A 23,048-nucleotide genomic window follows, 5' to 3' on the forward strand; every position below is an offset into this window, starting at 1 on the left:
TGCTGTCCTGTCGCGGCGAACTCAACTGGGGGCCCTCTTTCTAACTCTCTGACTTTTTATACCTGCGACTGCGTCACCTGGATCAAGCCGCGGATGTACCCATAGCAGTACGCGAACGACTGCAACCCTCTCGGGTCGCTCTCCGCGACCGGAACATGATCCGGCATCAGCATATAAGGATAGCCAACCTCTTTATAAACCTGAATCGCCTTCCACATATCCACATCGCCCTCGTCAGGATAGACCTCGACAAAGTCGTCACGATGCCCACGAATATTCCTGAAGTGAACATTGAAGATCTTCTTCCGCATTCCGAAGTAGCGAATCACGTCATAGATCTCGCTTCCCGGATCAGCCAGCATCTCCGACACCGTGCCCTGGCAGAAGTTCAACCCGTGATACTCGCTCTCCCGAATCGAAACAAATTTCTTGAGTCCATCGACGGTGCCAAGCACACGATTCACGCCCTGATAGCCCTCAGGAGGAACGCCTGGGTCCTGCGGATGGCATGCCATGCGAATTTTGTACTCGTTCGCCACCGGAATTACGCGGTCGAGAAAGTAGGTAATCCTCTCCCAAAAGGCATCAGCGTCCACATCCCCGGCAATTGTCAGTGGAGTCTTGGGATGAGCTTCGCTCAGCTTCCACCGACTGTAAGTGGCATCTCCTCGGCCAGGGATACGCCCGGTGCGTAGCACTCCCAGAATGCTCATGTTGTATTTGATCGAAGGCAGTCCCACACGAGCGCAGTTGCGAATCAACTCCTGAATCTGCTCGATGTCGCGGTCTCGCTCCGGACTCTTCGCCAACATGATGGCCGGATGCTTCTCGTTGTCGATGTAACTCGATTCGAGAATCGGCGGCCCAACGCACACCACCTCAATGCCGTTCTTCTCAGCCAGTTCACGCATCCGGCTCAATTCATCGACCGTAGAAGCAACTTGACCGTTCGAAGTCTCCGGATACCCACAGATATGCTGCACTCCGTACCGCGCCAGGTATTTCAGATGAGCGTCTGTCGTCGGCGCACTCTGACAGCCAAGCTTCATAAGCGCAGGCTTTGGCTTTCCTCGACCATGCGATTGGGCCTTTGCTTGACTGCGCGTTCCTGCAACAGCCGTCGCCGCGGCCGAGCCGGATAGAAACTGTCTGCGATCCATAGCCACTCCACTATCGCCCATCACGGCGAAAAAATAACTATTACTCTTCAGCGGATAACACATCCCTCAAAATGCACGCAACATTCTGCTGACAAACTTTTGACAATCTCACCGGTAACCAGCGCGCATCATAGTAACAAAGGAAGCAACTCAACCCGTATGCGAAGGAGAATCTCATGCTGAAACGCCTTCTTCTTACCGGGCCCCTTACACTCGCTTTTCTCATCTGTACCCTGCCAGTTCGGGCAAACACCATTACCTACACAGCAATCATGACCGGAGCCAACGAGGTTCCTCCAACCGGAAGCTCTGCCACCGGTCTTACTACACTTTCATTGACCGGAGATTTGCTCACAGTAGACGTAACCTTCTCCGATTTGACCGGCGGCACAGCTAGCGCCGCTCACATCCACTGCTGCGCTTCTCCCGGCAATAACGCACCTGTAGCTATTCCGTTTACCAGCTTTCCTGCAGCTACATCAGGAAGCTACACCAACACCTTCGACCTGACTCTCGCCTCAACCTATACCTCAGCCTTCATCACCGCAGAAGGCGGCACCGTTACAGGCGCAGAAGCAGCAATCCTTGCAGCCTTAAACGACTATCAGGCGTACACCAATATTCATAATGCAACATTTCCCGGCGGCGAGATTCGCGGCTGGATCGTTGCTACCCCCGAACCCAGTTCTCTGTTGCTCCTCTGCACAGGAGTTGCCGGTGCAATTGGCACTCTAAGCAGACGGTTACGAACCTAGCTGTTCTTGCTCCGCTATAACCATAGGCCGGACACCACATCGTCCGGCCATTTTTTTGGCATCACTTGCCTGCAACTTCTGTCTCTTCATCGCACCGCTTGCAATCCAGCTTCATTCCCAGTCGCGATGCTCGCCCCTCCTCCGTCGTGACCCACTCGCGCACCTGCCAGGGAGGATCATGTCGCACATGCTGCCCGTGGCCGCACTCCAAATCAGTCACCCAGTGGTCTTCTTCGTCCTTATGGAAGCCGATGATCGCACGCAGCATTCTCCTGTTCCTTTCTGCATCTTCTACACTAGATCTTTGAGCGCTTCATCCCATCCCGTCCGCGTAGCCGCCATCAAGTTCCTTAATCCGGCGCCTCTCATGTGGGACTTCGAGCATCCTCCACTCGCCTCCACATTGGCAGAATCCTACAAACTTCACTACACGCTTCCATCACGTTGTGCAGATGAATTACTCGCCGGCCGCGCCGATCTTGGCCTGATCCCTATCGCCTCGCTTACACCCGACTTGGCAATCGTACCCGGATGCACTATCGCTTCACTCAAACGCGTCCGTTCTATCCAGCTCATCGTTAAGCAGCCTCACACTCTCGAGACCGTCCGCACGGTTGCTGCCGATGATGCTTCACGCAGTTCCCGTACTTACGCCGAAATACTCTTCCGCAACTTTCTCGGGACCTCTCCGACATTCCTCACAGAACATGCCGATCCGCTCGCTATGCTTCACCATGCTGATGCCGCTTTGCTCATCGGCGATCCTGCGCTGCTTGCCCTGGAGTCACGACAGCAGATTGAAGAAACCGTCGGTCCTTGTCAATGGTTCGATCTCGCGTACGAATGGCGCCTTCGCACAGGACTTCCCTGGGTAGCTGCGGTATGGGCAGTACGGCCCGAGGCCCTGCACAAGAACCATCTCACTGCCACCCAACTTACCGAGCAGCTCATCGACTCCCGCGATCATGGTCTGACCCATATCGACGATCTTGTTCGTGAGTGGACTCCCCGGATCGCCATCCCACCCGCCACCATCCGAAATTACCTTACAGTTAACATTCACTACACCTTGACCGAAGACTGTATACAAACCATTGAACTCTTTCGCCGCTATGCTGCTAAATCTGGCGTTCTGCCCCCGCTTCCTTCTCTCCACTTTCTCTAAGCTCTGAAATAACAGTTTTTCTTTTTCTCCCACCGCGACTCTGCGCGACAACCTTGCGTCCTATTCTGTATGACCCCTACGGCCGCCACCTCTCTTGTGGCTGATTCTGCAGCTCGCGCTGTGCTTGAGGTCATAGCTCCACAACCGCATCATCGTTCTCCCCTGCTGCATTTCCTTTTCACCTTTGGGCCATTCGGTCTCTTCTTAGTCTCGATCGTCGACTCATCCTTCATTCCCCTACCCATCCCCGGCATCACCGACATCATGTTGGTGTTGATGGCTGCGCGACACGACAATTGGTTTCTGCTTGTGGTCATGGCATCGGCAGGATCAGTCATCGGTGGCTATCTCAGTTATCGTGTAGGTCAGTCCGGAGGAATGGCCTTCCTGGAAAAGCGCGTGCCTCCACGAATCTTCAAGATGGTTCGTGAATGGATGGAGCGGCATGCTGTGCTTGCGGTTGCTCTGCCCGCAGTACTACCGCCACCCATGCCTCTGGCTCCCTTTGTGCTTGCCGCTGGAGCTCTCAGAATGTCGAAACGAAAATTTCTGACCGCCTTTACCATCAGCCGCACCGCACGGCATCTTATCGCCACCGGACTCGGACTCTATTACGGTCGCCCCATCGTACGGCTGTGGAATCATCTCTCCGCCAAATACGCCACCACTCTGCTGATCGTGACCTGGAGTCTTATTCTCCTGAGCTGTGCCATTGCTTTCTGGCAGCTCTACAAAGCTGCCAAATCCGTCAAAGCCTCTCCCGGCCTGACTTCGCAGAGTGGTACTACCGTCTGAATTACGGGATTATTGATCATAAAAGCGCTGGCCTGATCTTCACATTTTGCGGAAGCAATGAATCCTATTTAATATGGCAACGTGGCAGATTCAGAGTCGCCATATCGAGATCATAAGAGATAAAACCCTGATTCAATCCTGCCTTCAAATAACGATTCGTGTTGTCAGGAGATAGCTGTGAACCAGAGAAATCGCACGTCCCTTCAATATGCAAAAGAACGGGTGTCGTGGACTCTTGTTCAACTGGAAAAGGTTGCTGAAGCCTTTGAAGCCAAGGGAAATCTTTGGCCGCTGATCTTCTTTCTCCCGAGCTATCTGATCCTGACGACCCTCACGGCACAGCACAAACTCTTGTGGGATGATGAGTTCTTCACTCTCTATCTCTCTCGCCCCAACACCATAAGAGGAATATTAGAAGGATTAAAGACAGGAGCAGATCAGCATCCGCCTCTGTTCTACTACCTCACCCATCAGATCACTTCTCTTTTCGGGCTCAGTCACCTGACTATACGGCTGCTGCCACTGGTAGGCTACGGTCTACTGTGCATCTGCCTCTTTTATCTGCTTCGCGCCCGGACCTCCGTACTGTGGGCATTCTTTGGAATGCTAATGCCTCTCTGTTCGGGCGCAATCTATTACGCAAGCGAAGCTCGCGGTTACGGTAGCATGTTGGGTTTTTGCTCACTGGCCCTGCTCGCCTGGCAAAGAGTCACTTCTTCGCGCAAAAGGCGAGTTCCTTGGCTCTGTACGCTCTTTTTTGCATCTGCATTGGCCGTCTCCAGCCATTATTATGCAGTTCTGTTTATTTTTGCGCTTGCACTGGGAGAATTCGCAAGAACCATCCAGCTACGACGGATCGATCTCCTAGTTTGCCTGACCTTCTGCGGGGCAGCGCTACCTCCGCTTGCATTTTTCTCTATCATCCACAGTGCAAACTCTTATTCAGCGCACTTCTGGGCGGTTCCTGTCTGGGGAAGCCTGCTCGACTTTTACCCTGCAATGCTCGGGCCTCTGGCCAATATCCTCATCCTGGGAGCAATCCCTTTTCTTATCGCTGCGCTCCGCTCGAAATCCAACGAAGAGACTGGAGGTCGAAGCGTCACATGCCACTTCTCTACCTATGAAGTCGTAGCCTGGGGCTGTATCATCGCGATCCCATTCTTCGCCATGTTGATGGCCAAAACGGTAACGCACGGATATACCGACCGCTATGCCCTCGCAGGCATCATCGGTGCCATCGTCGCTCTCTGCCACTTCGGCTTTGCCGTCGCTCCCCGGCCTCGCAGTTTTCCTCTCTTGCTATCTTGTGCGGCTTTACTCTACTTCACTGTGCATGGGATTAGAACCATCCGCATCCAGGCATTGGGTGTTACCAAGCTCAGCGATGAGATGCACATGCTCGATGCACATGCAGGATCTCCGCTTGCGCTATCCGACATCACGGTCTTCCATCGAGTTTCTTTTTACTCGCCACGTAAGCTCATTCAGAACGTCGCTTTTGTGGCCAACCCGGAATCATCCGTCCGGTATCTCCAGCAGGACACCGTCGATCGAGGATTGTTAGACCTCAGGCCTTGGTTCCCCCTCCAGATTGTTCCCAGCCAGACTTTCCTCGCAGAACATCGGGACTTTCTGGTCTACTCTTACATCGGCGACTGGAGCTGGTTGACCTACGATCTGATCCCCCCGCTTTACGACACCAAAATGCTGGATCGATTTGACGCTGACATTTTGCTATTCGCGCACCGAACAAGTGATACTCCCAACGTTTCTGCAAACGATGCAGAAACTCCTTCACAAACTCGCGAGCTGTTTCGCGAGATCGATCCCAATGGCCCGTCTCTCTGCAAGCAATGGATGCCTCATGACAGCTTTTGCGACCACATCGAAGAGCAACGGAAAAGAGCCCTTCTACGCCCGCTGCCTTCTCAAAAAACCACCCCTTAGAAAGGTCGCCCTGCCGCTGACATCCAGGGCATGCAGCCGTCATTGTTGATCGCAAAACGAACAAGGCGGACCCGAAGGCCCACCTTATTCGTTAATCCCTGATTTCAATTCCCGTCCTAGAACTCCCACCGAAGCAAGGTGGCTCCAACGGTAAACCCAGCTCCGACACTCGCCAGCAATACCAAGTCGCCCTTTTTCAGGCGCCCCTCTTCCAGAGCAGTTTGCATCGCTAGGGGAATCGTGCCAGCGGTTGTGTTCCCATAGCGATCGATATTGATAATCACTCGCTCCTCGGGCATCCCCAGTCGATCTGCGGTGGAGAGAATAATGCGCTTGTTGGCTTGATGTGGAATAAAACAGCCAAGTTCCGTTCCCGCAACTCCATTGCGGTTCAGCACTGTCTCAGCGGCCTCTGCCATCTTGCGCACAGCAAATTTGTAGACCGCCTGTCCGTCCTGATGAACATAGTGCATCTTCTGCGCCACGGTCTCGGCCGTAGCTGGATGCAGACTTCCGCCTCCGGGCATATTCAGCGAAACCGCGCCCGAGCCATCGATCTCATGCCAGTAGTCGACCAGGCCAACCTCGCCCTCCTGGCAAGGCTCCAGCAGGACCGCGCCCGCTCCGTCTCCGAAGATCACGCAGGTCGCGCGATCCGTATAGTCGATGATCGAGCTCATCACATCGGCTCCAATCACCAAAACCTTCTTGTGCATTCCGCTCTCGATCAGTTTGGCTCCTACCTGCAGCGCATAAGGAAATCCCGAACAGGCCGCCGACAGATCGAACCCCCAGGCGCCCTTCGCTCCCAGCTTGTCCTGCACCAGGCACGCCGTCGCCGGAAAAAGCATATCTGGAGTCACCGTCGCGACGATGATGACTTCGACCTCGCTCGCATCCATGCCGCGCTTGGCCAGGCAACATTTCGCCGCTTCAGTCGCCAGGTCGCTCGTCGCCACTCCCTTATCGACCAGATGACGCTCGCGGATTCCTGTGCGCTCGACAATCCATTGGTCGTTCGTCTCGACCATCTTCTCCAGGTCAGCATTTGTCAGCAGCCGGGGAGGAACATAAGCGCCTACCGATGAGATCTTTGCCCGCACCTGCGTCCGCGGCTTCAAGGTCAGACTCAAAACTTCACCTCAATCCTGTGGATACAAAAACTCTGTTGATGCAACGTTCATCATTTTCGCTGAGAACGCACTGCCTGTCACTCTATCTGGAACGGTTTCACCTCGCAGGAGCCGCACCTTTGGATCAATATTCAAGGGGATTCCTTCATAGGGAAACGCGATGCAAAAAGCATCCGATCAGAACAATCGCTGTGTGCAGCCGATAGATTTCTGGAGAGCATAAAAATGTACCGGGCACCCCACTGCGCCCGTAATGACCCGTTACCGTTGCTTCCTTCCGGACCTGGCGGGATTGGCGGGATTACGTCGCGTAGGACCCGGCACACGTCTCATTCTAGCATCGTCAACCCGACTCTCAAAACTGAGCTAAATACTTCATTCCTCGCTAGCTTTTCCGCCTGATACCCTTTGGCTGCACGATTGGTCCTTCCAATTTTGCCGCCTATTTTTCTCTCGCCATTTGCCTTACTCAGGATTGAAGGACCCACCGAATTTCCAACCATCAAATGGCGATGGACCATCATCCCTTTGCTGGTCCTGGTGGCAAGGTCTACATCGAGATCGAACCCTGCATCGATCACGAGCGCGGCATCGTCACTCAGAACCATCCCAACATTACCTTCATCCTGAGCGACCGAACTCGCGCAGCGAGCCCGTAGTCGAAGGATCTGCGGTTTGTTCCCGCTTACCAAAGGCAAGAGCCTTACCCAATCAGCGAACGGCCCTCGATATCGAGTGCCACATGATATAGCGCATCACGCGTCGCTAGAACCGCGCAGCCATCCTCGACAAAGGCCAGGCCCACAAGATTGTTACCCGACACCACAAGTGAGGCCTCGCGGTCAGGAGTAATTCGCACGATTCCCCGCTGACCGCGCAAACTAGCTGCGACATACAGATTGTCGTCTACATCGAATGCCAATCCCTGGGCGCGTCCTAGTCCTTGAAAGAAGGTGCTGAGATTGCCATCGCGATCGATGGCATACACTGCTTGATTCGACGAAGTTGTCGGCCCCGTCACAAAGAGCGTCCCCACTGCGTTGAAGGCAAGATGATAGGCGGCAATCGAAGGCTCCAGCGTGGCGAAGACAAAGATCTCGCGATCAGGGTTGATCTTGAAGATCGTACCCGAGCGATCTCCTACATAAAGGTTTCCACCTTCATCAAAAGCGATTCCAGTTGCGACACCCATCCCCTCGGCATACGGAGAGATCTCGCCCTCGGTGGAAATACGATAGACCGTTCCTTCGGCGCGTGAGCTTGCGTAAAGATAGCCTTCGCGATCGAACGCCAACCCCGTAGGGTTCATCAGATCTCGCACGAACGGCACCATCTGAAAATCACGATGAATGCGAAAGATGGAAACCGGCGTCGACTGGCCGCGCGAACCGGAGAGCGTCGTAAACACCTGGCCATTCGCATCGACCACCGGATTCGCGACTGGGTGTATGTTTTCTGCCATCGGCACAGCAATCCGGACTGCCAGTGCGTTTGAGATCTCATCATTCCGGCGCAACACGAGATTGCCCGAGATACTTCCCTCCGGTACCGAAACAATTGCTCGATCCGCGCGGCTCAACAAAACCTGAGCAGAAATATCACCGATGCTCGCGTGAGGAAGCCGGTTCTCCTGAGGGTCAAGATGCGCGCCTCGCACCTCCAACTCTCCTCCAGGCATAGCGGCGAGAGGAGAGGTTTGATCAAGATGCGGGGCATTGGCCGAATTCGAGTGAAAGAGACTCATTCTTATTCAAGGTAGACCGATGTGTGTAGCAAAACAAGAACACGAGCTATCTGACTAGAGATTCGTCTTCGTTTGTTAAGGGCACGGCTTCAGCCATGCCGTAAGCCTCTGCAAAGGGGAGGGGCTTCAGCCCCTGAGGTATGAGGTATCAACTACCACTATCCTAGGAAGAACCGGACGAGATGAGCGCACAGAAGCGCCAGTATGCCTGCAGCAACATCGTCCATCATGATGCCGGTCCCTTCAGGAAGCTTTTCAAGCTGACGTACTGGCGGAGGCTTCAGAATGTCAAAGATGCGAAAGAACAGTAGCGAGACCGCCGCATGGCGCCAGTCCGCGGAGATGCCGATCAACGCAATCAACTGCCCCGCTGCCTCATCGACCACAACAAAGCCAGGGTCCTTACGGCCAGACTCTCGCGCCACGATGGTGGAAGCTGGAATCCCGATCACCGTCACCAGAACCGCAGCAATGGTCGTTCCGATCGCCAGTGTCACCGGTGAACATGGGAAGAGGTGCGCCGTGCCGTACCACAGCAGCAGAGCGGCAACCGCGCCATAGGTTCCTGGCCCAGGTTTCAGCAGTCCCGCACCAAAAAACGTGCCGATGGTCCAGGCCCAGGGGGTCTTTTTCTTCGCTGGTGGAGAGATCTGTTCAGTCGAGTTCGGCACTTAGTTCACTTCATCATCGCTGGGTTTATCGCGCCCGGAGCGCGCAAGCTCCTCTAGCAGATCGGGATCTTGAATGGGTGCCGAGACCTTGTAATCCCCTGAGGCCCATTTCCCCAGATCAATGCGTCGGCATCGGTCCGAGCAAAAAGGAAAATCCTCATTCCTCTCCAGCACGAGAGTGCGGCAGGTAGGACAACGTAATGTCTTCTTCGCGCGTGCCATTAACACGATGATAACGCGCTCGGCAAAGCCTTGCAGCGTACTGTCCGAGGGCCAAAACAATGCCACAGGGATGACTCTGTTATCCATCCCTGTGGCATTGTGGTTAGCGACCGAAAAGACGACGACGCGCCATGCTGAGCGCTCCTGCCATGCCCGAGCCGAGCAACAGAAACGTCGAAGGCTCTGGTACAGGAGCCGGATCGATTGGCTTTCCACCAATCGTGACTCCATCCAATGCAAGACCGGAATCATATTGCGTATCCGACCAGTTGGTCACGCCAACCTTCAGGTAGTAGTCCCCTGCGTTCTGAATCACGTAGTTGGAGTTCACCCACCCGGTGTAACCACAGCCGGTGTTGTAGCACGTGCCTGAAGAGCTTCCCAGCGGAGACCACTCCGGCGCCCCCGGAATGATCGAAACCGATCCTGGGGTTAGGGTCGCATTCGGATCAGGCATACCGAAACCAGGAGTGATGCTTCCATCCGGACGGGTGCGTGCCGTAAATAACAGCGAAACCAGATTGTTCGAAGAGTCGAAAAGCTCCGCCCAGGCGTAATCGGCGTAACCTGCGCCATCCGACGTTACGTAGTTGAAATAAAAGTTGAGCGCCGTCCCTGCCGTTGCAGAGAAGATTGTCGTTGAAAGCGTAGATCCGTTTGTCTCAGAATCAAGACTTCCGGTTGGAAGTGCTCCGATGCCATTCAACCCATTGTTCGTGCTGACGTATTGGTAAGACGAGCTTCCAGTCGGCGATAGTGAAACAACACCATTCGCTCCAAGAGAGCCGCAGCTACCGGAGCAAGTCCAGCCTGTAGGAATGGCATCAGCCCGAAGCTGGCTTGCGCCGATGCTCAGGAAGGAAGCGAGACAGAGATATCCCAGATATCCCAATGGATTCAATTTCTTCATGTAATTTCCTCTCGAAATAAATAAAAGAATGTGGGGACCCATAGCTTTGGTTCAGCTATTGCCTCACTGCATTGCACGTGTGCCACCAAATCAAGAGGAGCAGAATCCCAATTTTGTAAAAGGTTGATTCGAAATTCGACGATTGCTTTGCGCAACCCATTGCAAAGTTATGGCAAAAAATTACCCGGCATTCGTCACAAGGAAAAATCAGGAGCATGCTTTGCATACTCCTGACCTGGTTCGGTTACATTTTTTTTACTTTAACTTTGTGTCTCACACGATCGAACGGAGTAGTCCACCTTCAGCGCGCAGAGCAGCTCCATTTGTCGCTGCAGAGAGAGGACTGGCAAGAAAGACCACCAGATTCGCAATCTCCGAATCATCGATCAACCTCTGCAGTAACGAGCTCTGACGATGCTTCTCGAAGAACTCCTTCTCGGCCTGCTCTGCGGTTGGATTCTTCGCCGTAGACATTCGCTCAAGAAATTCGACGATACCCTCTGAACGCGTCGGCCCAGGCATCACCGTGTTGACCGTGACCGCAGTTCCTTTGGTCAGCTCAGCCAATCCGCGTGAAATCGCAAGCTGAGAAGACTTCGTCACCCCGTAATGAATCATCTCTGGCGGAGTCATAATTGCAGATTCGCTGGAAATAAAGATCAAACGCCCGCTATTGCGCTCAAGCATGCGAGGAAAGTAGTGCCGTGATAGACGCACTCCACTCAGAACATTCGTCTCAAACAAGCGCAACCAATCAGCGTCGCGGATCTCGGCAAAAGGCTTCGGTTCGTAAATGCCAAGATTGTTGATGAGGATGTCGGCCTCTGGAACCTGTTGAATCAGGGACTCCGCTCCTTCCGCAGAAGCAACATCCGCAACGACACCTCGTATATTGCTCAGGCCTGCAAGAGCTTTGTCGAGCTTCTCTTTCGTGCGCCCTGGAACAGTAACGCTGACGCCCTCTGCGGCAAGCCCCTTCGCAATCGCGAGGCCGATACCCGCACTCCCTCCCGTAACAATTGCAGTTTTACCTTTGAGCTGCAGATCCATAATCCACCTCTTCCTCTAACAAAGATTCATTTAGATAGATGTCAAAGCAATTAATCGGGATGCAGATGGAACATTCCTAATTCCAGGAGTACGGTGTTTCAAACCTGAAGAGTGTAGCTACTCGATGATTCGTGCAACCACATCGTAGTCGTGTGATTCCGTAATCTCTGCGCGGTAAAACGTCCCCGGAACCAGCTCTTCATGCGAGCCAAAGTCATTGATGAAAACTTTGCCATCGATCTCAGGAGCATGCTGAATCGTACGACCTTCCCACAGAAGCTCCGTCTCCTCCGATGGACCTTCGACCAGAAGATCCACCTCACGGCCCACCCACTCGGCCTTCACCTTCGCACTGATCTTCTGCTGCAACTTCATCAGCTTGCGCCGACGAGCCTGGATCGTACGCTGCGGAACCTTCAGTTCATCTTCCAGCTCAAAGGCCTTCGCACCCTCTTCGTCTGAATAAGTGAAGACGCCGAGCCAATCGATGCGTGCCGCTTTTACGAATTCGCACAACTCGTTGAAATCTTCCTCAGTCTCCCCCGGAAAACCCACGATGAAGCTGGTTCTGATCACAATTCCCGGAACTACGCGTCGGGCCTTCTCGATCAGGTCGAGGAAGATCTTCGAATTACCTCCGCGTTTCATGCGCTTCAGAACGCTGGCGCTGGCGTGCTGTAGCGGAACATCCAGGTACTTCGCAATGTTGTCGTGCTTCGCTATCGTCTCCAGCAGCTTCGTCGTCACCTTGTTTGGATAGGTGTAGAGGAAGCGCAGCCACTTGAGACCAGGGATCGCTGCCAGTGCCTCCAGCAGTTGAGCAAGACCGTCCTTCAGCCCAAGATCTTCGCCATAACAGGTCGTGTCCTGTCCAATCAGAGTAATCTCGCGAACGCCTTGTGCAACCAGCTTCTCAGCCTCAGCAACAATCGACGACATTCTTCGCGAGCGGAACTTCCCGCGAAGCTGCGGAATGATGCAGAAGCTGCACGGATGGTCGCATCCTTCGGCAATCTTGATGTAAGCACTCGCCCGCGGTGTCGAAAGAATTCGCGGCGTCTCGTCTGAGTAGAGATACTCCGGCAACGCTGCACTCGCTCCATCCCATGCCTCGCGCGAGAAACGACCCTGTTGCTGACGCAGGTCGCCTTCCGCCCGACTGGCGGCGGTCTGCTGCTCCATCTGGACCTGCACTCCCGAATCCTCAGGACGCGAGTGCTGATGCACCGCGCTATGCGCCCGGCTAACGAGCGACTGGGGCAAAATATTGAAGGGAGAATCCTGCTGCGGCGCAGCCTTCGGAGCCAATCCTGCAGCCATCAGAATCGCATCCAGCTCCCCCGTCCCGACAACCGCATCCACCTCGGGAATGTTCTTCTGGATCTCGTCGCGGTAGCGCTCCACCAGACATCCGGCAACAATCAGGCGCTTCGCCTTGCCCCCACTCGCCTGCTTGTGCTGCACCATCTCCAGGATCGTATTGACCGACTCCTGCTTGGCCGAATCGATGAAGCTGCACGTATTGACGACTAGAATCTCGGCATCCTCAGCCTCTGCGGTCAGTTCCCCTCCAGCCGAGTGGAGCATGCCCATCATTACTTCGGAATCCACGAGGTTTTTGGGACAGCCGAGGGAGACAAAACCGATCTTCGGCCGCCTACTTTCAGGTTCCGCCGCAGGCAAGGGTTCGATGATTTCAGGGGATGCCACAGCCTTCTAGTTTACCAGAGAAATACTGAGAAATCGCCTCTCCTGGCCTATTCAGCCCATCCTCCGGCGCGAAGAGAAAGAACAAACAAATTTGCCCATCGATCTCGCGCGGAGGTGCGACATCGATGGGCAAATCACGACCGGAAAACCGGTCATTCTGTACAAGCGTACCGTTAGTTAGGCTGTGAGGCGGCGCTTGAGCGCTCCAGCAGCACCCACCAGCCCAGTGCCAAGAAGCAGTAGGGTCGAGGGCTCAGGAACCGCAGGTGTCAGAGCAGTGGCCTGGAAGGTCACAACGCCAGCAGTGTTGGTCGTAAACAGCAGGGTAAAGTCGGTAGGATCATAGTTCGAATCAGCCGAAACAACCGTTCCCGTTCCCGTGCAGTTGTTGAATGAGCCAGCCAACTGGCAGGAGATGCTGTTGAGAGTGAGCGTCAGAAGCGAGCTGCCGCTGCCGAAGATCATCTCGGACGATCCGGAAACGTAGCTTGCATAGTTGATCGGCGAAGTAATCGTACCTGCCTCACCCGGCGTAAGAAGGGTCGAAAAGTCACCCTGAAGCGTGTTTGCAGCGCCAACATTGATCGTGTTGGGGTTGAAGATCAACTCAGATCCCGTATCCTGAACGGACTGTCCAGTTACCGAAAACTGACCGCTGATCGGGGTAGCATGCAGGGCCGGCGCAATCGCGAGGGCCGAAAGTACAACCAGGGAAGACATTAGCTTCTTCACTGAAGAAACTCCTTATAAAAAAACGAGAAATTAGTTCGCGCAGCAACCTTTCAGTCGCTGGTAAGTAGTAGATGACACTAAAGTTGTATTGCCTAGTCAGAAAGATTTTTCTGGATGATGTGCATAAATTTGCATATGTGAATTTATCCAGTCGTCGCACAAAGATACGCCGCAGCGCACTCCCAGAATTCATCAGGAAAAAAAATTGAACTATGCAAATATTTGCATCTTAAACAATCAAATACGGGCGATTATCGCTCCAAATCAACGCTCTAAAGAAGAGATGACTCTCCTCGAAAATCATGCAGTTCCGAAAAGAGGCTCGGTTTTGTTTTTATTGATGACAATACACTTCAATGTAATCAAGAGATCTCTCCCTCTCTGATCTGCTTCTCTCCTCTTTTCTATCGCTGGCTCACCTCTGCCACACTCGTGTACATTTATCTCCGCGTAGACAGGAAGCGTTTTGTCTGCCTGATTGCTTCAAAGATCGAACTAACTCTCCAGGAGGAGATCCGTGATTACCCGACGCGAATTTCTTGATACTGCCGCCGTCGCTGCAGCAGGCGTAGTTGTAACTTCAAGCGCAAAGAGCTATGCACGAATCATTGGCGCGAATGATCGCGTCAACTTCGCCATCATCGGCCTCAACAGCCGCGCTTACGCGCATCTCTCCTCTTTGAAGGCAAATCAGAAGGATGCGCAGGTCACCCACGTCTGTGACGTCGATACGCCCATTCTCGAGAAATTTGCGGCCAAAACGGAAACCACCATGGGATCCAAGCCCGTTGCCGAAAAAGACTTTCGCAAGGTGCTCGCCTCCAATGACGTCGATGCGATCACCATCGCTACGCCTGACCATTGGCATGCTCCAATGGCCATCGCCGGACTCGAAGCGGGCAAGCACGTCTACGTGGAAAAGCCCTGCAGCCACAATCCCGCTGAAGGCGCCATGCTCGTTGCCGCTCGCGACAAATATAAGAAGCTGGTCCAGATGGGAAGCCAGCAGCGCTCCTCACCCCACACCATCGAAGTTGCGCAAAAGGTGAAGGAGGGCCTCATCGGCCGTCCCTACTACGCCAAGGCTTGGTACAGCAACACCCGCAAATCGATCGGAGAAGGTAAGGTAATTCCCGTCCCCGCCACGCTCGATTGGGACCTCTGGCAAGGACCCGCGCCGCGCAAGCCCTATAAAGATAACTACCATCCTTACAATTGGCACTGGTTCTGGCACTGGGGCACCGGTGAAACGCTCAACAACGGGACACACGAGATCGATGTCTGCCGCTGGATCCTTGATGCTGGCTATCCCAAACACATCGCTGCCAGTGGCGGTCGCTATCACTTCAAAGATGACTGGCAGTTCTATGACACCCTCATCACCGAATTCAACTACGAAGACAAGATGATCTCCTGGGAAGGCAAATGCTGCCAGGGAATGAAGTTCTACAACCGCGACCGCGGTTCTGCCATCATGGGAACCACCGGGACTGTCGTCGTCGATCGTGGTGGATACGAAATCTACGATCTCAAGGGCACCAGGACAAGCGAATTCAAAGCCGAAAAATCCTCTGCCTCAGCCGATCTCGTCGGTGCAGATTCCATGACGGACCTGCACTTCGCTAACTTCATCGCTGGAATCCGGACGGGCGAAAAGCTCAATGCTCCCATTGAGGTTGGGAACGTTGCTGTCACAATGCTGCAGCTCTCCAACGTCGCCTGGAAGCTCGGTCGCGGCCTCCACACAGATCAAACCAACGGAAAAGTCCTCAACGACCCCGAAGCCATGAAGTACTGGGACCGTGAATATGAGAAGGGATGGGCGCCGAAAGTTTAGTTTCATGCTCCCTCGAGAAGTGTCATCCTGAGCGAAGCTCCCATAGGGGCGCAATCGAAGGATCTGTGGTTCAATTCCAATAAAGCTGCTCTCTACGAGCAGCTTTTTCTTTTTAAAACTTCGAGTGCACAAATCGGAGTGTCCTGGCATCTTCGTTCAAAGAGAGTAATCATATGGACCTCACAGAAAAGCTCGCCTCTCTCGATTGGCCAGCGATCACCGCTCACCTCAACGAACATGGCTTCGCCACCATCGGGCCTCTTCTTTCACCATCGCAGTGCACAGAGCTCACCACAGGTTATGATCACGCTAGCCAGTTTCGTAGCCGCGTGGTGATGGCGAAACACGGCTTCGGCCGCGGAGAGTATCAGTACTACGCCTATCCTCTCCCTGAGCTCATCCAAACACTTCGCACAAACCTCTACCCGTCTCTGGCCCAGATCGCGAATCAGTGGAATCTCTCGCTCAATCAACCCGCGCACTTCCCCTCGCAACACAGTGAATTTCTCAAACTCTGCCATCAGGCGGGCCAGAATCGTCCAACTCCGCTGCTGCTCAAATATCAACAAGACGATTACAACTGTCTCCATCAGGATCTCTATGGTGAACTCGTCTTCCCTCTCCAGGTCGCCTTTCTCCTCAGCGAGCCTGGACGCAACTTCACGGGAGGAGAGTTTGTCCTGACAGAACAACGCCCGCGCATGCAATCCCGGGCCTCGGTCGTTCCTCTCCGTCAGGGCGAGGCCGTGATATTCGCCGTCAATCACCGGCCCCAACGCGGCGCCCGCGGCACATATCGCGTTACCCTGCGCCACGGCGTCAGTACCATCCGCTCAGGACATCGCTTCACCCTCGGAGTCATCTTCCACGACGCACAATGAATCGCAGGACAGCGTCGCCTCACTCAAACTGTCACTAAGATTAATAAAAAGTGTCATCCTGAGCGAAGCGAACGAAGGGAGCACAGTCGAAGGATCTGCGGTTTATCTCTCACAACTATTTCACCAAAGTCAAATTTCCCTATGCCGCTAAACCTCTTCCACGAACCGCCTGAACCCTCCATCGAACCACTCGTCGACGGAGTTGCCCTCCTCCGTGCCTTCTGTCGCGACGATGCCCCTATACTCCTTGATTCCATCACCAACGTCGCCAGCGCCTCACCCTTCCGCCAGATGGTCGTTCCCAGCGGCCACACCATGTCCGTCGGCATGACCAACTGTGGCGACCTGGGGTGGACCACAGATCGTACTGGCTACCGCTACACAGCGCACGATCCTGTGACGGGAAAACCGTGGCCACCTATGCCTTCTGCACTTCTCGATCTCGCCCAACGCGCTGCTAATGCAGCGGGCTTCCCCACTTTCACGTCAAATGCCTGTCTCATCAACCAGTACGCCATCGGCGCCCGGCTCTCTCTCCATCAGGACAAGAACGAACAGGACTACACCCACCCCATCGTCTCGGTTTCGCTCGGTCTACCCGCGACCTTTCTCCTAGGCACCCTTCACCGTTCCGACACTCCCCGCAGAATCCGCATTGAACATGGCGATGTCCTCGTCTGGGGAGGCCCAGCCCGCCTTATCTACCACGGAGTCGCTCCCATCACTGCTGGCGAACACCCTCTTACCGGCCCCTTCCGCATTAATCTCACCTTCCGCCGCGTCGCAATCTGAATATCACCTCTCGCAGCACACTTCACCCATAAAAGTGTCATCCTGAGCGGGCCGCAGGCAGGTCGAAGGATCTGCGGTTCCAAACAGACATGACTCCCTTCCACACCCCCCCACCCCCGCAGTCTCTTCCTCGCGTCCATCAGATTTCCACACCTCTCTTCTTGACACCTCTTGTTATCCTTAAATTAAGGAAGAAGCCCGGCTACCCGCCGGGCCTTATACTTTTAAGACCGACGGAAGCCGGATTAAGATCCGAACCTAAGTCAAATTTTTAGAATACTTTGCATACTTTTGACGGGGGGAGGGGTATCTGGAGACCGACCCGGTGAAAGCCAACCGGCAATGCTGCCAGTAGGTCAATCCAGAGAAGAAGATCGCACGATGCAAGCAGAGATCATCGCAGCCGGCTCCGAGATGTTGACGCCGCACCGCCAAGACACCAACTCCCTCTACCTCACCGCTCAGCTCAATGATCTTGGCGTCGAGGTCGCCTTCAAAACCATCGTCGGCGACAATCTCGACCATCTCATCGGAGCTGCCCGAACTGCATTCTCGCGAGCCGATATCATCATTTTCTCCGGCGGCCTCGGCCCTACCGAAGACGATCTGACTCGCGAAGCCGTCGCTGCGACTCTCAATCTTCCAATTCAACGCGACCCCATAATTCTCACCGCCCTCTATAAACGCTTCGCCGCGCGACAGATGGTCATGCCTCCCAACAACGCCAAGCAGGCCGACGTAATTGAAGGCGCAACCATCCTCGCCAATCCCGTCGGCAGTGCCCCGGGACAGCTTCTGGATACCGTCGTCGACGGTTACCGCAAGATCATCATCCTTCTGCCCGGGCCTCCGCGAGAGCTGAAGGCCCTCTTCGAAGAGGTCGTAAAACCAATCCTCACGACCACTCTTCCGACTCGTCATATCGCCCACCGCATCCTGCGAATGCCGCTCATCCCGGAGTCGCAGGTCGACGCCCGAACCTCGCCCATCTATCGCGAGTACACCGACATCCAGACCACGATCCTCGCGGGCCACGGCGAGATTCAGTTGCACTTCACCTCAAGCAAAACAACCCTGATCGAAGCCCAGGCCCGTGTAGACGAGCTCACCAGCCGAATCGAAACCGAGATGCAGGACGCCATCTTCTCCTCCCAGGGTGAAAGCCTGGAAGAAGTTGTCCTGCTCATGCTCGAGATGCGCCACCTCACGCTGGCCGCTGCCGAAAGCTGTACCGGCGGCCTGCTCGCACAGCGCCTGACAGCGATTCCAAACAGCTCTCGCTCCTTCGTAGGAGGAGCCGTTGTCTACACTCCAGAAATGAAGACTCGCTTCGCCGACGTTCCCTCCGAGATGATCGAAGCGCATGGAACCGTCAGCCCGGAAGTGGCCCGGGCTCTCGCGGAAGGAATACGCAATCGCACTGGAGCCGCACTCGGCATCTCGATTACCGGCATCGCTGGTCCCACGCCCGGTACAGGTCCCGATGCGGAAAAACCCATCGGCCGCATCTACATCGGTCTTGCAGATGACCGCGAGACAAAGGTCAACGAGCTCAACCTCATGGGCGATCGTGACATGATCCGCTGGTGGGCGTCCCAACATGCGTTAGAGATGGTTCGGCAATCGCTGCTCTGAAACTTGATAGACTCACAACCGGATACCCATGACTCCCTGGCTGATCTCCATTCCGCTCGCTTATCTGCTTGGATCGATTCCCTTCGGCTATCTTCTCGTGCGGTTCTTCCGCCACGAAGACATCCGCACCACCGGCAGCGGCAATATCGGAGCCACGAACGTCGCTCGCTCAGGAGCCAAAGGGCTGGGAATCCTAACGCTCATTCTCGACGCGTTGAAAGGATATTTCGCCGTAGTGCTGGCGCAACATCTCGCCGCACGCTATGGCTCTCCGCGAGCCTATGACATCGCCGTCGCCGCTGCCGTCGCCGTAGTTCTCGGACACTGCTTCCCCGTCTGGCTAGGCTTCCGCGGAGGAAAAGGCGTTGCCACAGCTCTCGGAGTCTTCTTCGCGCTGGTTCCGTTGATAACCGTACTGTATCTGTTAGGAGTCTTCCTCATCATCGTGCTTCTTACGCGTTACGTCTCCCTGGCATCCATCGTCGCGGCTGCACTCTTCCCCGTCTTTGCTCTTCCTCACGCTCCAGCACGCACACCGGTGATCATCGCTGGCTATATCTTTATTCCGCTTCTCGTCATTCTGAAGCATTCTCAAAATATCCGCCGCCTTCTGTCTGGCACGGAACATCGCTTCGGATCGCGAAAGGTGGCAGCTTGAGCCGTATAGCAATTCTTGGAGCAGGTGCCTGGGGCACAGCATTAGCAATCTCTCTCGCCCGACGTGGCGGACACCAGGTGTGCCTCTGGTCGCACTCTCCTTCAGTGGCAGAGCAACTGGGCGAAACAGGAGAAAACCTCGTATATCTTCCCGGTTTCATTCTGCCGATGGATGTTCGCGTAACCAACGATCTACTCGGCGCCATCTTTGAAGCTGACGTGATCCTCTGCGTGATGCCTTCTCAACATTTGCGCGGTATTCTCTCTCAAATTGCTCCTCTCCTTACAAAGAATCAGGCCATTGTCTCGGCCTCGAAGGGGATCGAAGAGACGACATTCCTTCGCATGTCCCAAGTGATCGCCGCCATCACAGAGAATCCCTGTGCGGTGCTCTCTGGGCCTTCCTTCGCTCAGGAGGTCGCCACAGGCAGTCCGACCGCCATCGTCGCCGCCTCAAATGACATTCATCTGGCACAAACCATTCAACATGAGTTTTCTTCGTCCGCCTTGCGCATCTACACCAACGACGATGTTGTGGGAGTCGAGCTGGGCGGCGCACTCAAAAACGTCATCGCCCTGGCATCAGGTGTGGTGAAAGGCTTGAACCTGGGACACAACTCGTCTGCCGCTCTGATTACACGCGGCATCGCTGAGATCACGCGACTCTCTGTTGCCTGTGGTGGTCGCCGGCAAACATTGGCAGGACTTTCCGGAATCGGCGACCTGGTTCTCACCTGCACTGGAGAACTTTCCCGAAACCGGACGGTGGGAATCGAACTGGGCCGAGGACGACAACTTGATCAAATTCTTTCCAGTATGGGGGGAAAGGTCGCTGAAGGAGTCCGTTCCACAACTGCCGCTTTAGGCTTGGCAGCTCGCTATGGTATTGAAATGCCGATCACAGAACAGGTGGATGCCATTCTGCACCGGGGAAGGCAGCCCAGTGACGCCATACGAGATTTGATGTCTCGCCCCAGCCGCGACGAGCAGTCATAGAGCAGGAATGTTCGAGAACCTCGGTTCTCGAACATTCCTGCTCATCCGATAAACTGGACATAGTATGGTCTTTTCCTCTCTCTTCGGTAAACGTCCGTCTGAACCCGAACAGCCGGAATCCCCGGCTCAAGAACAGCAGCCGAAGCTAAGTCTCTTCGACCGCATGAAGCAGGCGGTCACGCGCACTCGCGAGTCCCTGTCGGACTCCATCAGTTCTGTCGTTGCTCTTACACGCGAAGTTGATCAAGCCTCGCTTGATGAGTTGGAGCCTCGTCTGCTCGCTGCTGATATCGGCAGCGCAACGACCGCCATCATCATGGAGAATCTCCGTCAGCATGCCCTTCGCACTGGCATCGAGAGCGGAGCTCAGCTCAAGGAGCTTCTGAAAGGCGAACTCAAGCAGATTCTTGACGGTGTAGCGCATCCTATCCAGCATCCTTCGGCTCCACCTGAGGTCATCATGATGGTTGGAGTTAATGGCACCGGCAAAACAACCACGACCGGAAAACTTGCCAATCTCTATCGTTCACAAGGACGCAGCGTTCTGTTGTGCGCCGCGGATACCTTTCGCGCTGCAGCCATCGAGCAGCTCGAAGTCTGGGCGCAGCGCTCCGATGTTCCAGTTGTCAAGACGAAGCAGGGTGGCGATCCTTCGGCCGCGCTCTATGATGCTCTGGCCGCAGCAAAGTCACGCCAGACTGACGTTCTGATCGCCGATACCGCAGGCCGCCTTCATACCAAGTCCGATCTGATGAAGGAGCTCGACAAAATGCGGCGTACAGCGGAAAAACTCGTTCCGGGAGCACCGCATCAGACCTTTCTTGTTATGGACGCCACTACGGGACAGAATGGCCTGCAACAGGCACGTCTTTTCACCGAAGCAGCTCGCGTTACCGGCATCGTTCTCACAAAACTCGATGGCACGGCGAAGGGCGGCATCGTTCTCGCCATCGCTACCGAACTCAAGTTGCCTGTCCTTTACGCAGGCATCGGCGAAAAGATCGACGACCTGATCCCTTTCGACAGCACTGCCTTCATCGACTCACTCGTTAGTTAGAGCGCAGCATCGCCTCTTCTCGCACTGCTATCCTGAAAACGATGGCTCCAGCTCACAATCCTCAAGACGAGCTTTATATGCAACGCGCTCTGCATCTGGCTGCGGAAACCGCTGCACTCGCTAGCCCCAATCCACAGGTCGGCTGCGTCATCGTTCGAGATAACGAAATTCTAGGAGAAGGTGCACATCTCTACGACAACTACGATCACGCCGAGATTGTCGCGCTTAAACAAGTCGCCATGCACGGCCACTCCCCCAAAGGCGCGACCGCCTACGTCACGCTTGAGCCATGCAGTCATCATGGACGCACCGGTCCCTGCGCCGATGCACTGATTGCGGCGGGCATCACGCGCTGTACCATTGCCACTACGGATCCGAATCCTCTTGTCTCAGGAAGTGGTATCAAAAAACTTCGCGCCGCCGGAATCAAAGTCACGCTCGGTGTGCTTGAACAATCCGCACGCGACATCAACGATGCCTTCGCTCACTTTATTCGCACACAAACGCCATTCGTCATGCTGAAAGCTGCTCTCTCCGCAGATGGCAAGCTTGCTCCCCCGCCTGATTCGCGCGCCGCAGCTCAACCCTACTGGCTCACCGGATATGAAGCACGACAACAGGTTCATCTGCTCCGCCATGCGTCCGACGCAATTCTTACTGGCATCGGCACTGTAGCTGCCGACGATCCTCTGCTGACAGACCGCAGCGGGCTTCCTCGTCGCCGTCCTCTCCTACGCGTGGTACTCGATCCGAATCTCCGTATCCCGCTCTCGTCGCAACTCGTGCAATCGTCCAGCAACGATCTTTTGATCTTCGCCGGCGCGACAGCAGACCGCACAAAGCTCAAGGAGTTAATTCATCACGATGTTGAGGTCGAGATTGTGGACTGGGACGATGATGGAAATCTCTTGCTTCCCGCAGTCTTATCTTCACTCGGTAAACGAAAACTTCTGAGTGTTCTCCTCGAAGGAGGTTCACGTCTCAATGGAGCTTTCCTCAGTCACGATCTGGTTAACAAAACAATCCTCTTCTACTCTCCACAAAAGTTAGGCGATCAAGCGATCTCATTCGCGCACGACTCGCTCTCTCCCTTCGAACTTGAGAAGTCGCTGCACCGAGCCACACGAACAACATTCGGACAAGATATTTGCGTCACAGGCTATCTTCACGATCCCTGGCAGGAGAAATAGTTCTCCTGC

At 54.7% G+C, this 23,048-nt stretch carries 23 protein-coding genes and 1 other RNA gene; 13 read left to right on the plus strand and 11 right to left on the minus strand.

Annotated features, from left to right (window positions below):
• Positions 1 to 56: 56 nt before the first annotated feature.
• Entirely contained in the window at positions 57 to 1,160 is a 1,104-nt protein-coding gene (locus H7846_RS15250) for a mannonate dehydratase (protein WP_186693276.1), read from the minus strand.
• 176 nt (positions 1,161 to 1,336) lie between these two features.
• Between H7846_RS15250 and H7846_RS15255 the strand changes: the two genes are divergently transcribed.
• The gene (locus tag H7846_RS15255; protein WP_186696421.1) at positions 1,337 to 1,915 is read left to right on the plus strand and encodes a CHRD domain-containing protein; all 579 of its coding nucleotides are present in this window, start codon (positions 1,337 to 1,339) and stop codon (positions 1,913 to 1,915) included.
• 61 nt (positions 1,916 to 1,976) lie between these two features.
• Here H7846_RS15255 and H7846_RS15260 read toward each other — a convergent pair whose 3' ends face one another.
• Positions 1,977 to 2,183 carry a DUF3565 domain-containing protein gene (locus tag H7846_RS15260; RefSeq protein WP_186693278.1) on the minus strand — a complete coding sequence of 69 codons (207 nt, stop codon included), beginning with the start codon at positions 2,181 to 2,183 and terminating at the stop codon, positions 1,977 to 1,979.
• A gap of 36 nt (positions 2,184 to 2,219) precedes the next feature.
• Here H7846_RS15260 and H7846_RS15265 point away from each other — a divergent pair, with 36 nt between their 5' ends.
• From H7846_RS15265 to H7846_RS15275, 3 genes are all read left to right on the plus strand, one after another.
• On the plus strand, positions 2,220 to 3,080 hold the full coding sequence (locus H7846_RS15265; protein WP_255460673.1) for a menaquinone biosynthetic enzyme MqnA/MqnD family protein: 861 nt from the start codon (positions 2,220 to 2,222) through the stop codon (positions 3,078 to 3,080).
• A gap of 69 nt (positions 3,081 to 3,149) precedes the next feature.
• Positions 3,150 to 3,875: a YqaA family protein gene (locus H7846_RS15270; protein ID WP_186693281.1), complete on the plus strand. Its 726-nt coding sequence runs from the start codon at positions 3,150 to 3,152 to the stop codon at positions 3,873 to 3,875.
• 177 nt (positions 3,876 to 4,052) lie between these two features.
• Positions 4,053 to 5,822, plus strand: coding sequence for a glycosyltransferase family 39 protein (locus tag H7846_RS15275; RefSeq protein ID WP_186693283.1), 1,770 nt, complete (start codon positions 4,053 to 4,055; stop codon positions 5,820 to 5,822).
• 116 nt (positions 5,823 to 5,938) lie between these two features.
• Here H7846_RS15275 and H7846_RS15280 read toward each other — a convergent pair whose 3' ends face one another.
• Positions 5,939 to 6,955 (minus strand): beta-ketoacyl-ACP synthase III, encoded by a 1,017-nt coding sequence (locus H7846_RS15280; RefSeq protein WP_186693285.1) that lies wholly within the window; start codon positions 6,953 to 6,955, stop codon positions 5,939 to 5,941.
• Between the two features lie 225 nt (positions 6,956 to 7,180).
• An RNA gene (gene ffs / locus H7846_RS15285) (signal recognition particle sRNA small type) lies at positions 7,181 to 7,278 on the minus strand.
• A gap of 189 nt (positions 7,279 to 7,467) precedes the next feature.
• On the opposite strand from ffs, the gene H7846_RS15290 reads away from it, so the two are divergent.
• A complete protein-coding gene (locus H7846_RS15290) occupies positions 7,468 to 7,614 on the plus strand; it encodes a hypothetical protein (protein WP_186693287.1) in 147 nt (48 codons plus the stop codon).
• Positions 7,615 to 7,658: 44 nt separating this feature from the next.
• Here the strand turns inward: H7846_RS15290 and H7846_RS15295 are convergent, their stop codons facing one another.
• From H7846_RS15295 to H7846_RS15325, 7 genes are all read right to left on the minus strand, one after another.
• Positions 7,659 to 8,699, minus strand: a complete 1,041-nt coding sequence (locus tag H7846_RS15295) for an SMP-30/gluconolactonase/LRE family protein (RefSeq protein WP_186693289.1) — start codon at positions 8,697 to 8,699, stop codon at positions 7,659 to 7,661.
• Positions 8,700 to 8,857: 158 nt separating this feature from the next.
• Entirely contained in the window at positions 8,858 to 9,370 is a 513-nt protein-coding gene (locus tag H7846_RS15300) for a phosphatidylglycerophosphatase A family protein (RefSeq protein WP_186693291.1), read from the minus strand.
• Positions 9,371 to 9,658, minus strand: coding sequence for a DNA gyrase inhibitor YacG (locus tag H7846_RS15305; RefSeq protein WP_370561292.1), 288 nt, complete (start codon positions 9,656 to 9,658; stop codon positions 9,371 to 9,373). It abuts the gene before it with no gap.
• Positions 9,659 to 9,695: 37 nt separating this feature from the next.
• Positions 9,696 to 10,502, minus strand: a complete 807-nt coding sequence (locus tag H7846_RS15310; RefSeq protein WP_186693292.1) for an NF038132 family protein — start codon at positions 10,500 to 10,502, stop codon at positions 9,696 to 9,698.
• 273 nt (positions 10,503 to 10,775) lie between these two features.
• The gene (locus H7846_RS15315) at positions 10,776 to 11,552 is read right to left on the minus strand and encodes an SDR family NAD(P)-dependent oxidoreductase (RefSeq protein ID WP_186693293.1); all 777 of its coding nucleotides are present in this window, start codon (positions 11,550 to 11,552) and stop codon (positions 10,776 to 10,778) included.
• A 117-nt stretch (positions 11,553 to 11,669) separates the two neighbouring features.
• Positions 11,670 to 13,262 (minus strand): 30S ribosomal protein S12 methylthiotransferase RimO, encoded by a 1,593-nt coding sequence (rimO, locus tag H7846_RS15320; RefSeq protein ID WP_186693296.1) that lies wholly within the window; start codon positions 13,260 to 13,262, stop codon positions 11,670 to 11,672.
• A 177-nt stretch (positions 13,263 to 13,439) separates the two neighbouring features.
• Positions 13,440 to 13,982: a PEP-CTERM sorting domain-containing protein gene (locus H7846_RS15325; protein WP_186693298.1), complete on the minus strand. Its 543-nt coding sequence runs from the start codon at positions 13,980 to 13,982 to the stop codon at positions 13,440 to 13,442.
• 529 nt (positions 13,983 to 14,511) lie between these two features.
• Between H7846_RS15325 and H7846_RS15330 the strand changes: the two genes are divergently transcribed.
• From H7846_RS15330 to ribD, 8 genes are all read left to right on the plus strand, one after another.
• On the plus strand, positions 14,512 to 15,831 hold the full coding sequence (locus H7846_RS15330) for a Gfo/Idh/MocA family protein (RefSeq protein ID WP_186693300.1): 1,320 nt from the start codon (positions 14,512 to 14,514) through the stop codon (positions 15,829 to 15,831).
• Between the two features lie 173 nt (positions 15,832 to 16,004).
• The gene (locus H7846_RS15335; RefSeq protein WP_186693301.1) at positions 16,005 to 16,712 is read left to right on the plus strand and encodes a 2OG-Fe(II) oxygenase; all 708 of its coding nucleotides are present in this window, start codon (positions 16,005 to 16,007) and stop codon (positions 16,710 to 16,712) included.
• A gap of 141 nt (positions 16,713 to 16,853) precedes the next feature.
• Complete coding sequence (gene alkB, locus H7846_RS15340) at positions 16,854 to 17,504, plus strand: DNA oxidative demethylase AlkB (RefSeq protein WP_186693303.1); 651 nt, start codon at positions 16,854 to 16,856, stop codon at positions 17,502 to 17,504.
• A 381-nt stretch (positions 17,505 to 17,885) separates the two neighbouring features.
• Positions 17,886 to 19,139 carry a competence/damage-inducible protein A gene (locus H7846_RS15345; RefSeq protein WP_186693305.1) on the plus strand — a complete coding sequence of 418 codons (1,254 nt, stop codon included), beginning with the start codon at positions 17,886 to 17,888 and terminating at the stop codon, positions 19,137 to 19,139.
• Between the two features lie 28 nt (positions 19,140 to 19,167).
• Positions 19,168 to 19,797, plus strand: a complete 630-nt coding sequence (gene plsY, locus H7846_RS15350; protein ID WP_186693307.1) for a glycerol-3-phosphate 1-O-acyltransferase PlsY — start codon at positions 19,168 to 19,170, stop codon at positions 19,795 to 19,797.
• A complete protein-coding gene (locus H7846_RS15355) occupies positions 19,794 to 20,792 on the plus strand; it encodes an NAD(P)H-dependent glycerol-3-phosphate dehydrogenase (protein WP_186693309.1) in 999 nt (332 codons plus the stop codon). Before plsY ends, H7846_RS15355 begins: the two co-directional genes overlap by 4 nt.
• Before the next feature lie 64 nt (positions 20,793 to 20,856).
• Positions 20,857 to 21,849 (plus strand): signal recognition particle-docking protein FtsY, encoded by a 993-nt coding sequence (ftsY, locus tag H7846_RS15360; RefSeq protein WP_186693310.1) that lies wholly within the window; start codon positions 20,857 to 20,859, stop codon positions 21,847 to 21,849.
• Positions 21,850 to 21,890: 41 nt separating this feature from the next.
• Positions 21,891 to 23,039 carry a bifunctional diaminohydroxyphosphoribosylaminopyrimidine deaminase/5-amino-6-(5-phosphoribosylamino)uracil reductase RibD gene (gene ribD, locus H7846_RS15365; RefSeq protein WP_186693312.1) on the plus strand — a complete coding sequence of 383 codons (1,149 nt, stop codon included), beginning with the start codon at positions 21,891 to 21,893 and terminating at the stop codon, positions 23,037 to 23,039.
• The last annotated feature ends 9 nt before the right edge of the window (positions 23,040 to 23,048 follow it).

Origin of the sequence: Edaphobacter sp. 4G125, assembly GCF_014274685.1 — a bacterium.
Taxonomy (GTDB): domain Bacteria; phylum Acidobacteriota; class Terriglobia; order Terriglobales; family Acidobacteriaceae; genus Edaphobacter.